At 38.1% G+C, this 15045-nt stretch carries 12 protein-coding genes; 8 read left to right on the top strand and 4 right to left on the bottom strand.

Annotation, left to right across the window (positions count from 1 at the left end; genetic code table 11):
- The first annotated feature begins 107 nt into the window (after window positions 1-107).
- Both pdeM and RBU60_RS01275 read left to right on the top strand, forming a co-directional pair.
- Entirely contained in the window at window positions 108-746 is a 639-nt protein-coding gene (pdeM, locus tag RBU60_RS01280; RefSeq protein WP_308862806.1) for a ligase-associated DNA damage response endonuclease PdeM, read from the top strand.
- Window positions 743-1540, top strand: a complete 798-nt coding sequence (locus RBU60_RS01275; RefSeq protein ID WP_308862805.1) for a tryptophan-rich sensory protein — start codon at window positions 743-745, stop codon at window positions 1538-1540. The genes pdeM and RBU60_RS01275 overlap by 4 nt, the downstream gene beginning before the upstream one ends.
- Window positions 1541-1903: 363 nt before the next feature.
- Here the strand turns inward: RBU60_RS01275 and RBU60_RS01270 are convergent, their stop codons facing one another.
- Window positions 1904-2560: a hypothetical protein gene (locus RBU60_RS01270; RefSeq protein WP_308862804.1), complete on the bottom strand. Its 657-nt coding sequence runs from the start codon at window positions 2558-2560 to the stop codon at window positions 1904-1906.
- A 332-nt stretch (window positions 2561-2892) separates the two neighbouring features.
- Complete coding sequence (locus RBU60_RS01265) at window positions 2893-3678, bottom strand: alpha/beta fold hydrolase (protein ID WP_308862803.1); 786 nt, start codon at window positions 3676-3678, stop codon at window positions 2893-2895.
- A 94-nt stretch (window positions 3679-3772) separates the two neighbouring features.
- Here RBU60_RS01265 and RBU60_RS01260 point away from each other — a divergent pair, with 94 nt between their 5' ends.
- Window positions 3773-5323, top strand: coding sequence for a serine hydrolase (locus RBU60_RS01260; RefSeq protein ID WP_308862802.1), 1551 nt, complete (start codon window positions 3773-3775; stop codon window positions 5321-5323).
- Window positions 5324-5809: 486 nt separating this feature from the next.
- Window positions 5810-8362 carry an adenosylcobalamin-dependent ribonucleoside-diphosphate reductase gene (locus tag RBU60_RS01255; protein ID WP_308862801.1) on the top strand — a complete coding sequence of 851 codons (2553 nt, stop codon included), beginning with the start codon at window positions 5810-5812 and terminating at the stop codon, window positions 8360-8362.
- A 457-nt stretch (window positions 8363-8819) separates the two neighbouring features.
- Here RBU60_RS01255 and RBU60_RS01250 read toward each other — a convergent pair whose 3' ends face one another.
- Together RBU60_RS01250 and RBU60_RS01245 are read right to left on the bottom strand one after the other, a co-directional pair.
- Window positions 8820-9110: a chaperone modulator CbpM gene (locus RBU60_RS01250; RefSeq protein ID WP_308862800.1), complete on the bottom strand. Its 291-nt coding sequence runs from the start codon at window positions 9108-9110 to the stop codon at window positions 8820-8822.
- Window positions 9107-10021 (bottom strand): J domain-containing protein, encoded by a 915-nt coding sequence (locus tag RBU60_RS01245; protein WP_308862799.1) that lies wholly within the window; start codon window positions 10019-10021, stop codon window positions 9107-9109. Before RBU60_RS01245 ends, RBU60_RS01250 begins: the two co-directional genes overlap by 4 nt.
- A gap of 299 nt (window positions 10022-10320) precedes the next feature.
- Between RBU60_RS01245 and RBU60_RS01240 the strand changes: the two genes are divergently transcribed.
- The 4 genes from RBU60_RS01240 (at window position 10321) to RBU60_RS01225 (ending at window position 15044) form a co-directional block, all read left to right on the top strand.
- On the top strand, window positions 10321-10983 hold the full coding sequence (locus RBU60_RS01240) for a succinate dehydrogenase cytochrome b subunit (RefSeq protein ID WP_308862798.1): 663 nt from the start codon (window positions 10321-10323) through the stop codon (window positions 10981-10983).
- Window positions 10984-10994: 11 nt separating this feature from the next.
- Window positions 10995-12998, top strand: coding sequence for a fumarate reductase/succinate dehydrogenase flavoprotein subunit (locus RBU60_RS01235; protein ID WP_308862797.1), 2004 nt, complete (start codon window positions 10995-10997; stop codon window positions 12996-12998).
- Window positions 12999-13068: 70 nt separating this feature from the next.
- The gene (locus RBU60_RS01230) at window positions 13069-13815 is read left to right on the top strand and encodes a succinate dehydrogenase/fumarate reductase iron-sulfur subunit (protein WP_308862796.1); all 747 of its coding nucleotides are present in this window, start codon (window positions 13069-13071) and stop codon (window positions 13813-13815) included.
- 83 nt (window positions 13816-13898) lie between these two features.
- Window positions 13899-15044 carry a methionine aminotransferase gene (locus RBU60_RS01225; protein WP_308862795.1) on the top strand — a complete coding sequence of 382 codons (1146 nt, stop codon included), beginning with the start codon at window positions 13899-13901 and terminating at the stop codon, window positions 15042-15044.
- Window position 15045: the final 1 nt, after the last annotated feature.

Genomic DNA, 15045 nt, shown 5'->3' with positions numbered 1-15045 from the left:
TTGAATTTATCCATTAAACAAATCCGCGGAAGCGAAAAAAGAAGCTTAAGAATCGTGTTAATTCAGCAGATAAAAACCTTATTTTGTGTACTTAAATCTATCCCTTTTTGAAAGTTAACTTACAACAAGAAAATTTTATTTTTGACCCTAGTGGCGTCGCTTATTGGGAGTCTAAAGGCATTTTATTGATTGCCGATGTGCATTTGGGAAAAATAGCGCATTTTAGAAAACACGGCAGCGCGGTACCACAAAAAGCAATTTTAAAAAATTTTGAGCAGCTTAAAAAAGTGGTAGATACGTATCAACCAGAAAAAATATATTTTCTGGGCGATTTGTTTCACAGCGCTTATAACTCTGAGTTTGCTTATTTTAAAACTTGGGTGCAAGAGCAGCAGGCAGATTTGGTGTTAATTGTAGGAAATCACGATATTATTTCGCCAACGCACTTTAAAAATTTGGGTATAGCATTGAAGGAAGAAATCTGTTTAGAGCGTTTTCTGCTCACCCATCATCCCGAAGAACGCGAAGGTTTTTTTAACATTTGTGGACATATACATCCTGGGTTTCGCTTACGCGGAATGGGACGACAGCACGAGAAATTATCGTGTTTTTTTAAAACCAAACATCAATTAATTCTTCCCGCTTTTGGTACCTTTACAGGGAAGTATTTGTTGCAGCAATCTAAAAATAATCAGATTTACGTTTGCACAGAAACAGAAGTAATTCTTATACCACAAAAATCATGAAACCAAAATTACTCGCTGTCCTTAATTTTATTTCTGTACTGTTGGCTATTGGCACCAGCTATTTTACGCAAGCTTTTCAACTTAACGGAAACACCATTGGCAGTTTAAGCAAACAACCCGAATATGCTAATTTATTTACGCCTGCGGGTTATGCTTTTGCGATTTGGGGTCTAATTTATTTGGGGTTATTGGCTTTTAGCGTTTACCATTTGTACCAAGTATTTAAGAAAAAAAACGTGCAAGCTTTTTTACAACAAACCGGGCTTTGGTTGGTGGCGGCTAATGTTGCGACTTCGGCATGGGTGGTGGCTTGGCTGTATGAATACACGGGATTATCTGTAGTATTTATGCTGATTGCGCTCTTCTCTCTAATAAAAATTATTCTCAACACCAATATGGAACGTTGGGGCGCTCCGTTTAAAACCATCGCATTTTCTTGGTGGCCTATTTGTTTGTATTCGGGATGGATTTCGGTGGCGACTATTGCCAATATTTCTGCGTATTTGGTAAAAATAGAATGGGAAATTTTTCTGTTTACAGAAGTGCAATGGGCAATCATTATGGTGATTGTTGCGACCTTGCTGAATTTAGCCATGATTTATTTTAGAAATATGCGTGAGTTTGCTGCGGTTGGGATTTGGGCATTATTTGCCATTTACATCAAACAGCAAGATAACGTAGAAAGCATTGCCTACGCGGCTCTCATTGGAGCAATTCTTATTGGATTATACGCCGGCTACCACGGTTTTATCAATAGAAAAACCAACCCGATGTTTAAAATGATTAATACGTAGTAGTGAGTAATTAGAGATGAGTATTGATATTTTTATGTCATCTTGAACCTGCACGTACCCTTAGGGTGAGGTTATTTCAGGATTTCTCCCTTGTATTGTTCTAATTTTACTTCTAAAAGAAAAATTTTACTGAGTTGCCTTCGTTTTTCGACTTCAATTTTAATTTCACATTCATTTCCTCTTTCGTTTCGATACAAAATCACAATAAGAATATAGAGGCTAGACGGTTAGGGAACAGACTTAAGATATAAGGTGCTTTTATAGTTTTTGACTCATCCTCATCTCGCACTACTAAACCTTACTACTTATTTTCTGCACTTAGCCTTCAAAAAGAGTTCAGAGAATTAAAGTCTCTATGAGCTACTAATTCTTCAAACTCTTAATGGCCGAAAAAGCTTTTTCAATCACCGCATCCTCTACCAAAATAGTAATTTCGTTGCTGGTAGAAACCACCTCATAAACCGTAACGCCACTCCAAGCCAATTGCTTAAAAAATTGATAGTATAACCCAGCAATTTTATAGTTATTTTGCGGCAATTGCACACTAAGTGCCGCTAAATCTCCACGTCTATCCAATAAAATTTCTTCGGAAAACACCTCATCTACTTTTTCTTTTTCAGAACCCGAAATCATCAGGTTACTTTCAACCAAGCCTCTCGTAAAAGCATAAAACACATGCGAATTAGAGGCTACATAATCCAGTAGCAGGCGATGACTTTCAATTAAAGAAACCGAATTTTTAAAAGTAAATGCAAACAGATTAGATTTTAACGTGATATCTCCCATTTGTCGCAAAGCTCCTTTTACATGGGAAGAACTTCTTAGGTTAGAAGGATTTTGATAACGCCTTAACGCCATCATAATCGCCCCCACTTTTACAGGTTTACGCAGCATTTTACTTATGGGCTCCCGCAATTCTTCCGCTAAGGCCGTATAATTAATAATCTTTCGCTGCAAAGCTTCCTCCAAAAAAGATTGTTGGACTAAAATCTCTTCTACACACTGAGTAATTGTTTTCATTTGTTAAATATATAACAATTTGTGTTAAATTAGTAAAATACAAACAATTTTATGGTCTCACTCCATGTCTAGCTTATATTTGAAAACAAGGAAGAGATGTTCTTACTAAAGGTCGAAATTTATAAAACAAGTAGCCACAACACTAAATTTTATATAAACACCCCCGAATGTAACCCATTTAAAAAACCATTAGTCCGCACCTTTTTGCCCCAAAAATAGTGCACAATTACCCCTTAACCTAGTTAAACATCAATCAACTAAAACCGAAAAAACCAGCTCCTTCGAGCTGGTTTTTTATTAATCATCTACTTTCTATCCTTAGAAAATCTAGGCTAACTAAAATCTTTCTCAAGAAACTTCAACAATTCCTCTTCAGCTTCCAAATGCGTCATATGTCCGCCTTTAAAGGTTATAATTATAAGTGGTGTATGAGTTTCTTTGGCGAGTTGTTGCAAACTTTCTAAGGGTACAATTTCATCTTCTTTGCCCGCTAAAAATATTTTCTCTCCGCCAAAATCTTTTAAAACTTGAGTCCTATCGTTTCTAGACTTTAAACCTTCCATTGCCGCCACAATATTTTCGGTGGGCATTTGCTGAGCTTCCTTAATTAATGCATTTATCTTTTCTCGCAATTCCTCCCGGCTTTCTTTTCCAAACAAATTGGTAATCGCCATACTCACAAAAGCATCTTTGTTTTGCTTCACCAAGCGAATAGCACGGTTTCTATTGGCCACACGTTCGGGAGAATCGGCTAATGGAGTGGAATTTAAAAGCAGTATTTTTTTTATCCTTAACGGAAACAATTCCGCAAAAGCGAGCGTCACATAACCTCCCATAGAGTGACCTATAAAAGAAGCCTTTTCTACTTTAAGATGGTCGAGCACCTGCTTTACCGTCTGTGCCATTTCTTGCATGGTATGAATATATCCCAACCGCTGAGTGTTTCCATGTCCTAGCAAATCTATGTAGATTACTCGGTGTGACTTTGCCAAGACAGGAACCACCGCGTCCCACATACTAGAATTCTCTAAAAAACCGTGTAATAACACGATTGCCTCGCCCTTTCCTTGAGCCGTAAAGGCAATTTGTATATTTTTGTAAGGTATAAATTTTTGCATGCGGCAAAAATAGATTCTTTTTTTAGAACTCGTTTAATTTTTTTAAACTCCCAAAAAGCTTAACCGAATTCTTCTCTAAAAACAATAAATTTCTATGAAAATTGTAAAAGTTCTATCCCTAGGTTTATGTTTATTCACGCTAAGTGTCTCGGCGCAAATCAAAGAGAAAAAATTAGACCGACTTATCGAAAACACCCTAGAAACATTTGACGTGCCAGGTATTTCGGTAGGAATTATAAAAGACAACAAAGTGGTTTATGCCAAAGGTCACGGCGTTCGCTCCTTAGCCAACAACAAAGAAATGAACCAAAATACGCTGGTAGGCGTAGCTTCCAATTCTAAAGGATTCACAAGTTTCGCCTTAGGGATTTTGGTAGACGAAGGAAAATTAGATTGGGATGATAAGGTGAGAAAACACATTCCAGAATTTCAAATGCCGAACGCTTGGGTGACCAAAGAGTTTACCATTAGAGATTTGTTAACGCATCGCAGCGGACTAAGCCTTGGCGCGGGAGATCTTATGTTTTTCCCCGAAGGTGGAGATTTCACTATAGATGATGTTCTTGCAAATGTGAGCAAACTAGAACCCGAAAGCTCCTTTAGAAGCAGTTTTAGGTACAATAACAATATGTTTATCATCGCCGGCGAGGTGATTCACCGTGTAAGCGGATTAAATTGGGATGAGTTTATTGAAACTCGCATCCTACAACCCGTAGGAATGAAAAACAGTAAAGCTTCTTACAATCGCGTGACAGACAGGTCGAATATCATCGATGCACACACGAGAACCGAGGGAGAAGTGATTCAGATTCCTCATGATTGGAGCGAGTTAGCGAATCCTGCTGGCGGAATCATGAGTAACGTTACCGATATGCTTACTTGGGCAAAATTTTTAATGAACGATGCCGTGACCGAAAACGGAGAACGCTTATTAAGTGAGAAAAATATGCACGAGCTATGGCAATTACAAACGCCATTGCCGGTAAGTAAAGACAACGATTACAACACCCATTTTTACGGCTATTCCCTAGGTTGGTTTGTAAGCGATGTGAAGGGTTACAAACAAGTAACGCATACAGGCGGTTTACTAGGAACGGTGACACAATTTACCTTAATCCCTGAACTAGATTTAGGAATCGTAGTGTTGACCAACCAAATGATTGGCGGCGCATTTAGCAGCATCACCAACACCGTAAAAGATAGCTATTTAGGCTACAAAGACAGAGATTGGGTAGAGAAAAACGGCAAGAGAAACACGAAGTGGATTGCTAAAAACGACAGCATTAAAAAAGCAGTTTACCAACAAACGAAGATCTATAAAGACCAATCGGCTCTTTTAGATGCGCAGCAAGTTACAGGAACCTATGAAGATGCTTGGTTTGGAAAAGTGAATATCACTAAAGATGGAAAGGCTTTAAAAATCACTTCAGCAAGGAATCCGCAGCTTACAGGAGAATTACTTCCTTACTCGGAGACCACTTATGTGGCGAAATGGAAAAACAGAAGCTTTGATGCCGATGTGTTTGTCCTCTTTACTTTAGATGAAAAAGGAAAAGCTCAAAGTGCGACGATGAAATATATTGCTCCCATCACCGATTTTAGTTTCGATTTTGGCGACTTACATTTAAAAAGAGTTTCAAAATAACGCTTTCGCGGAATTGTTTTCACAAGTAATTAAGGACTACATTTAAATCTAAATGAGCTCCATTTTTAAGCCCGAATTAATTTCTTAACCATCAGAAATTTCTTCGGGTTTAATTTTTTGTAATTATTGATTTCGTAAAAAAATCATCAAATTTAATCCAAATAAATAAACAATTTACGCTTCCGCGGAAGCGTAGACTCCTCCCTATCGCAGCGTTTAAAATCTAAAATATTGAGCCCGAAGGATTCAGGTTTTTTATCGAAAAATAAACGTATTTACAAGAAAATAAACGAAATGACAATTCCAAAAGAAATTTTACAATTTGTCAACTTTTAAAGTCTTTTACAGAATTATTAAATTGATAATCAACTTACTAACATTTTTTTTTGATAACTTTAAAATTAAATTTTCATTTAATCTTTCAATATCACTAGCTTTGCCTACCTTTATAATTCAATAATACATCCATTTCAAATACGTTATCATATGCCAGTAAAAGCCGCCGATTCTGCCCTTAAAACCTACACTCAAGAAGAAGCTTTTGAAGCTTCGGTTAAATATTTTAAAGGCGATGATCTTGCCGCCCGCGTTTGGGTAAATAAATATGCTCTTAAAGATTCCGCTGGGAATATCTACGAAAAAAATCCGAACGAGATGCACCGTCGCATCGCAAAAGAAATTGCGCGTATAGAGCAGCGCTATACAAATCCACTTTCTGAAGAGGAAGTTTTTAACGCCATCAAAGATTTTAAGTACATCGTGCCTCAAGGGAGCCCCATGGCAGGAATTGGTAATCCGTATCAAATCGGTTCACTTTCCAACTGTTTCGTTATTGGAAACAAAGGAGAATCTGATTCTTACGGAGGAATAATGAAAATAGATCAAGAGCAAGTACAATTAATGAAACGTCGAGGCGGTGTAGGTCACGATCTTTCACACATTCGCCCCAAAGGTTCTCCCGTAAAAAATTCGGCTTTGACTTCAACAGGGATTGTTCCTTTTATGGAGCGTTACTCTAACTCTACTCGCGAAGTAGCTCAAGATGGGCGTCGCGGTGCGTTGATGCTTTCAGTATCCATCAACCATCCAGATTCTGAAGATTTCATTGATGCTAAAATGGAGCAAGGAAAAGTAACTGGAGCCAATGTTTCGGTACGTATGGACGATGCGTTTATGAAAGCCGTACAAAATGGAGAAAAATACACGCAGAAATATCCTATTTTTAGTGAAAATCCAAAAAACACCAACGAAATTGAAGCGGGTAAACTTTGGAAAAAAATTGTGCACAACGCATGGAAATCTGCTGAACCCGGAATCCTTTTCTGGGATACTATTATTAACGAGTCTGTGCCAGATTGCTATGCAGATTTAGGATACAAAACCGTTTCTACAAATCCTTGTGGAGAAATTCCTCTTTGTCCTTACGATTCTTGTCGTTTGTTAGCGATCAACTTATTCTCTTACGTGGAAAATCCTTTCACCGATAAAGCTGAATTTAACTATGAGCTTTTCAAAAAGAATATTATCATCGCACAAAAGATCATGGATGATATTATTGATCTAGAATTGGAAAAAGTGGATGCTATCCTCGCAAAAATTGATGCCGATCCGCAAACAGATGAAGTAAAAGCTGTAGAAAGAAATTTATGGTCAAATATTAAGCACAAAGCAGAAGAAGGAAGAAGAACTGGAATTGGAATTACTGCAGAAGGTGATATGCTTGCCGCTTTAGGTATTCAATATGGGAGCCAAGAAGGGAATGATTTCTCAGTAGAAATTCACAAAATGCTAGCGATTGAAACCTATCGTGCTTCAGTATATGCAGCAAAAGAAAGAGGTGCTTTCAAAATATTTGATTCAGAAAGAGAAAAAGAAAACCCATTTATACTTCGTCTTAAAGAAGCCGATGAAAAGCTATATTACGATATGCTGGAATACGGGAGAAGAAATATCGCTTTATTAACCATCGCCCCAACAGGAACTACGAGTTTGATGACGCAGACGAGTTCTGGAATCGAGCCTGTTTTTCTTCCAGTTTACAAAAGAAGAAGAAAAGTAAATCCTAACGACAAGAATTCACGTGTTGATTTTGTGGATGAAGTAGGTGATAGCTGGGAAGAATACGTAGTTTTTCACCACCGCTTTAAGCAGTGGATGGAAATTAACGGCATTGCAACTGATAAAAATTACACGCAGCAAGAACTAAATAAAATAGTTGAAAAGTCACCTTATTATAAAGCTACTTCCAACGATGTAGATTGGTTGAGTAAAGTAAGAATGCAAGGTGCGGTTCAAAAATGGGTAGATCACTCTATTTCGGTAACCATCAATTTACCAAACGATGCTACCGAAGACTTGGTCGGAAAGCTTTATTTAGAAGCTTGGCAAGCAGGTTGTAAAGGAGTTACCGTTTACCGAGATGGTTCACGTTCTGGAGTTTTAATTTCAAATGACGAAAAGAAAGAGGAGAGTAAAGACACCTTGACTACTTTCCCAACCAAACGTCCTGAAGTGTTAAAAGCAGACGTTGTGCGTTTCCAAAACAGCAAAGATAAATGGATTGCTTTCATTGGATTGATTGATGATAAGCCTTATGAAATTTTCACAGGTTTTGCAGATGATGAGGATGGGATTTTGATTCCACGTTGGGTAGGTGAAGGCTTGATTATTAAAAACCGAAATCAAGATGGAACTTCGCGTTACGATTTTCAATATGAAAATAAAAGAGGTTACAAAACTACTATTGAAGGACTTTCTCATAAGTTTAACCCTGAATTTTGGAACTATGCGAAGTTAATCTCTAGCACACTTCGCCACGGAATGCCGATTGTAAAAGCCGTAGATTTAATCAACAGCTTACAATTAGATACCGAAAGCATCAACACTTGGAAAAATGGTGTTGCCAGAGCCTTAAAACGCTACGTTGCCGATGGGACAGAAGCCACAAAACAGAAATGTGAAAACTGTAATAGTACTTCCCTAATCTACCAAGAAGGCTGCCTAACTTGTAAGGATTGCGGATCTTCTAAATGCGGATAGGGAAGAATCCTTATTCTTAGAAGAAAGATTTCTCCCAAGTCTAAATGACAATTTATAAAAACTCCGAATCGAGTCCTGTTGAAAGGACTCGATTCGGAGTTTTTTTTGTTTTTGATTTTAGCCACGCGAGAATAGGTTGCGTGTAAAAACCCTTCCGTCATTGCTACGCAATGCCACCTTCCCTTTAAAAAAGGGAAGGAACACTTGTAGTTCCTATAAGCTAAATTATATTGTACTGTACTTCGTTAAAATCAGCAAAAGCTCCCCTCCTTGAGTAAAGGAAGGGAATTTTTCACTTGTGAAAAAAGGGGTGGTTCTGTCGAATCTAAAAAAGTAGTTCTAAAGTTTAAAACAAGAAAAAAACTCTTTCAGGTTTCTGAACGGAGGGCGATACAACCGTGCACCAGCTTTGTGCGATTCTTGAGCCAGCGATATTGCTAGAGGGATTTAAAATTTGCTACTCATAAATAGACAACTTATTTTTTAATTGCCTGTTTTGTTCTTGAAGATTTTCTACCCGCTCCAATAAATTTTCTATGGCTTCTAATCCTTCTATATTAATTTCTAGCTCGTAATGTAAACGCTTCAATTTCTCGAATCTAGGAATAAATTGGTAAGGCAAATAGTGTTTTTGCTCGATTAATACCAGCTCTAAAAGACCACTATCCTGAAGTTGCTCTATAAAATGATGTTCCACTTGATACACTACACAAATCTCTTTTACTTCTATATATTCTTCCTGTTTCACGATCTTAGTTTTTGAAGTTCCTTAAATAAGTCTTTTTCCTTTTCGGTTAAATGAGTCGGGATTTTAACTTGGTAGGTAATGTACAAGTCTCCAAACTCTTTCTCTTTCTTATATTTAGAAAAACCTTTTCCCTTAAGTTTTACTTGAGCTCCAGGTTGAGTTTCGGGCTTTAGGGTCAATTTTACTTTCCCGTCCATGGTATCTACCGTAATTTCTCCTCCCAACAATGCGGTATATAAATCTACTTCTAAGGTTTTGTACAAATTGGACTTTTCTCGCTTAAAGGCGGTATTATTATGAATGTGAAAAGTGATGTACAAATCTCCTTTGGGACCACCTTCAACACCATCGCCTCCATAACCTTTAATTTTAATAGTTTGCTCGTTTTCGACTCCGGCAGGAATGCTAAATCTTATTTTTTTACCGTTGACGTTAACCACTTGCTTCTGACTTTTATAAACATCGGTTAAGTTAAGCTGAAGGGTTGCTTGCACATCTTGTCCTTTAAACTGCGGACTTCTATGTGCCCCCTGACTTCTAGCTCGGCCACCAAACATTTCTTCAAAAAAGTCAGAAAACGTGTCATCATCAAAATTACCAGAGTATTGTTGCCCGCCATTAAAACCACCAGCTCTAGATTGATTAGAACGCGATTGTTGTTGTCTTGCTTGCTCGTATTGATCGGCGTGTTGCCAATCTTTACCATGTGCGTCGTATTTTTTTCGTTTTTCGGGGTCGCTTAAAACTTCGTTGGCTTCATTGAGTTGCTGAAATCTTTTATGTGCCTCGGCATCATTGGGGTGTAAATCTGGATGGTGTTTTCTTGCCATCTTGCGGTAAGCTTTTTTGATTTCGGCTTGGCTAGCCGATTTGTCGATTCCCAAAAGTTGATAATAATCTATAAATTCCATGTACGTAAGGCTCGTTTTTTTGCGCAAAGGATAGCAGTGAAAACCCCGGATGGCTTTTTTAAGCCAACGGAGTTGTAACGAATAGCCTGACCCGATAGGGTTGCGCCTATATTATACCAATTAACTAGGGAAGGTAATAAATCTGCTTCAAGTATACTGTTAAGGTTGCATAAAAGTTATTATTTTGATTTGAATAGCTTATACTAATTCTAAATAGCATCAAAGACAGCTTAAAGTTTGTCTATAAGCCCGCGCCCATGTATTTTTGTAGATACTTATTATTTAAATAATCATAACCAATGGGTGGAATTATAAAATCGTCTGTAGCAAGAAAGTTTGCTATGGCTCTTTCAGGACTTTTCCTCGTCTTTTTCTTATTGCAACATTTTACCATTAACATTACTTCGGTCATTAGTCCCGATATGTTTAATGAGTTGTCACATTTTATGGGTACCAACTTTTTGGTACAAGCTATTTTACAACCCGTACTAATTTTTGGGGTTGTTTTCCATTTTATTATGGGGCTTACCTTAGAAATTCAGAATAGAAACGCACGAGATATTGGGTACCAAAACTACAATGGCTCGGCTAACTCTAGCTGGATGTCTAGAAACATGATCTATTCTGGGATCGTAATTTTAGCTTTTTTAGGCTTACACTTTTATGACTTCTGGTTTCCAGAATTAGTTCATAAATATGTAGAAGCGAATCCAGAAGATCCTACACGCTACTACGAAGAAACGATTGCAAAATTCGAAAACCCTGTGAGAGTGGGGCTTTATGTGATTTCGTTCATCTTTTTGATGCTACACTTATTGCACGGTTTTGCTTCTTCCTTCCAGTCGGTTGGATTTAACAACAAATATTCAAAAGCATTACAAGGCTTCACCAAAGCTTTTGCTATCATTATTCCATTAGGGTTTATTTTTATAGCAGTATTTCACTATATTAATCACCTATAATACGTAAGATTATGTCAGTTTTAGACTCAAAAATACCAGAAGGCCCTTTGGCCGACAAATGGACCAAACATAAAAACGATATTAACCTCGTTAACCCTGCCAATAAGCGTAATATAGATATTATTATGGTGGGTACCGGTTTAGCAGGAGGTAGCGCCGCTGCAACCTTGGCAGAATTAGGCTATAACGTGAAAACGTTTTGCTATCAAGATTCTCCTCGTCGCGCACACTCTATTGCCGCTCAAGGCGGAATTAATGCTGCAAAAAACTATCAGGGAGATGGAGATTCTAACTACCGTTTATTTTACGATACCGTAAAAGGTGGGGATTACCGTTCTAGAGAAGGTAATGTTTACCGTCTAGCCGAAGTGTCTGGAAATATCATTGACCAATGTGTGGCACAAGGAGTTCCTTTTGCGCGTGAATATGGTGGGTTATTAGACAATCGTTCTTTTGGAGGGGTGTTGGTATCTCGTACTTTTTACGCGAAAGGTCAAACTGGGCAGCAGCTTTTATTAGGGGCTTACTCTGCGATGAACCGCCAGATTAACCGCGGAAAGATTCAGTCTTTCAACCGTCATGAAATGATGGATTTAGTGTTGGTAGATGGGAAAGCGAGAGGAATTATTGCTCGTGATATGGTAACGGGAGAAATTGAGCGTCACTCGGCGCACGCTGTGGTGTTGGCATCTGGAGGGTACGGAAACGTATTTTTCTTATCGACCAATGCGATGGGAAGTAATGTGATGGCTGCCTGGAGAGCTCACCGTAGAGGAGCTTACTTCGCTAACCCTTGTTACACACAAATTCACCCTACTTGTATTCCAGTTTCGGGAGATCACCAGTCAAAATTAACTTTGATGTCTGAGTCTCTTCGTAATGACGGAAGAATTTGGGTGCCAAAAAATAAAGAAGATGTATTAGCGATTCGTGAAGGTAAGAAGAAACCAACCGATTTAAGCGAAGATGAAAGAGATTATTACTTAGAAAGAAGATATCCTGCTTTTGGTAACTTAGTACCACGTGATGTGGCTTCTAGAGCAGCCAAAGAGCGTTGTGATGCTGGGTTTGGAGTTAATAAAACTGGAGAGGCTGTTTACCTTGATTTTAAGAGCGCTATTGAGCGTTACGGAAAAGAGGCAGCTTTTAAGCACGGACATAAGAATCCTTCAGATGAAGAAGTTACTAAATTAGGAAAAGAGATTATCGAATCTAAATACGGTAACTTATTCCAAATGTATCAAAAAATTGTAGATCAAAATCCGTATGAAACCCCAATGATGATTTACCCTGCGGTACACTATACTATGGGAGGTCTTTGGGTAGATTACAATCTACAAACCACCATTCCTGGTTGTTACGCTACAGGAGAAGCTAATTTCTCTGATCACGGAGCAAACCGATTAGGAGCTTCAGCATTAATGCAAGGTTTAGCCGATGGTTATTTCGTGCTTCCTTACACGATTGGAGATTACCTTTCTAAAGACATTAGAACTGGAAAAATCCCTACAGATTCAACTGAATTTGATGCTGCCGAAAAGGATGTAAAAGATAGAATTGATCGCTTAATGAAAGCGAGTGGGAAACACTCTGTAGATCATTACCACAAATTATTAGGTAAGATCATGTGGAACAAGTGTGGAATGGCAAGAAATGCAACCGATTTACAATCTGCCTTAGATGAAATCAAAGCTTTACGCGAAGATTTTTGGGCGAATGTAAAAGTAACGGGGAAAGAAGATACGAAAAACGCCGAGCTTGAGAAAGCAGGCCGTGTAGCCGATTTCTTAGAATTAGGAGAACTTTTTGCTAAAGATGCCTTACATAGAAATGAATCTTGTGGAGGTCACTTTAGAGAAGAGTACCAAACGGAAGAAGGAGAAGCTTTAAGAGACGATGAGCACTTTAAATATGTGGCTGCCTGGGAATATACAGGAAATCCTCGCGATGCGAAATTGCACAAGGAAGACTTGACCTTTAACAACATTGAATTAAAAACGAGAAGTTATAAATAATTTGAAAATTTGAAAATAACTCAATTTGGGTAATCTTATTTTCAAATTTTTTAATCTTCAAATTAGAGATATGAAACTTACATTAAAAATATGGCGCCAAGATAATGCCACGACAAAAGGAAAGATGGTCGATTATCCTATCGATGGAATTGAAGGAGACATGTCCTTTCTAGAAATGCTAGATGTACTAAATGAAGAGTTGGTAGTTAAAGGAGAAGAGCCTGTAGAATTTGATCACGATTGTCGTGAAGGAATTTGTGGGTCTTGTTCTTTACAAATCAACGGAGAACCTCACGGACCAGATCGTTTGGTGACGACCTGCCAATTGCATATGCGTAGTTTTAACGATGGGGATACAATTACCATAGAGCCTTTTAGAGCAAATGCTTTTCCTGTGGTAAAAGATTTAATCATAGATCGTTCCTCTTTTGACCGCATTCAGCAAGCCGGAGGATATGTTTCTGTTAACACTTCAGGAAATACCATAGATGCAAATGCAACTCCTGTAAATAAAGAAGACGCAGACGATTCTTTTAACGCTGCGACTTGCATTGGTTGCGGAGCTTGTGTTGCAGCTTGTAAAAATGCCAGTGCCATGTTATTTACCTCCGCTAAAGTTTCTCAGTATGCCTTATTGCCACAAGGGAAAATAGAAGCTACAGAGCGTGTGCAAGCGATGGTAAGACAAATGGACGAAGAAGGTTTTGGTAACTGTAGCAATACGGGAGCCTGTGAACTAGAATGTCCTAAAGGAATTTCTTTAGAGAATATCGCCCGTATGAACAGAGAATATATGAGCGCGACTACGGAAGGATAGTCGCTTTATCCAAATATATGTAAAACCTCAAATTCTTTTGAATTTGGGGTTTTTTGTTTTTATCTTATGTCAAAATTAACTTCATGAAACTCTCCACTTCTAAACTTCCACATATAGGAACTACCATATTTACCAAAATGAGTCAATTGGCGCATGAGCATCAAGCGATTAATTTATCGCAAGGTTTTCCTAATTATAGTCCAGATCCTGTGCTTCTGGAAGAAGTTTCTAAAGCTTTACATAACGGTAAAAACCAATATGCGCCTTTACAGGGAATTTTTTCTTTGCGCGAAACCTTATGCCATAAGCTCAATACCCTTTACGGAAGTGATTATCAACCTAAAACTGATATTACCCTTACCGCCGGTGCGACTCAAGCTATTTTTACTGCTATTTCTGCTTTTATAAAAGCCGAAGATGAAGTAATCGTATTTAAACCGGCCTATGATTGTTATGAACCTGCGATTGAACTTTACGGAGGGAAACCCGTGCTCATTCAAATGCAAGCGCCAAGCTATAAAATTGATTGGGAAGAAGTCGCTGCCAAGATTTCTTCTAAAACGAAAATGATCATTATTAATTCCCCTCATAATCCTAGCGGAAAAGTACTTCAGCAGAAAGATTTAGAGCAGCTTCAACAACTGGTGGAAGGCACCAATATCTTAATTTTAAGCGATGAAGTCTATGAGCATTTGGTGTATGACGACCAAAAGCATTACAGCGTAGCGCATTTTCCCAAATTAGCAGAACGTTCTTTTATCACCTATTCTTTTGGGAAGACTTTTCACGTGACAGGCTGGAAATTGGGCTATTGCGTAGCGCCAAAAGCCATGATGAAGGAGTTTAATAAAGTACATCAATACAATGTCTTTTGCGTCAACCACCCCATGCAAGTAGCCATTAACAGCTATTTACAAGAAGAAAAGCATTATATGCAATTGGGAGATTTTTATCAGCAGAAAAGAGATTACTTTTTATCGCTCATCAAAGATTCGCGTTTAGAGTTGACGCCTTCAGAAGGCACTTACTTTCAGGCAGCTTCCTACAAAAACATCTCCCAAGAAAAAGACACCGTCTTTGCCCTAAGACTCATTAAAGAGAAAGGTTTGGCTACGATTCCCATTTCGGTGTTTAATAAAGACCAACAAGACGATCACATGCTGCGATTTTGTTTCGCCAAAAAAGATGAAACCCTAAAAGCTGCTGCCAAAATTATCAATACGCTATAAA

The sequence above is a fragment of the Mesonia profundi genome (assembly GCF_031085155.1).
Lineage (GTDB): Bacteria > Bacteroidota > Bacteroidia > Flavobacteriales > Flavobacteriaceae > Mesonia > Mesonia profundi.
The sequence above is the reverse complement of the archived record's forward strand: the minus strand, read 5'-3'. Positions and strand labels throughout refer to the sequence as shown.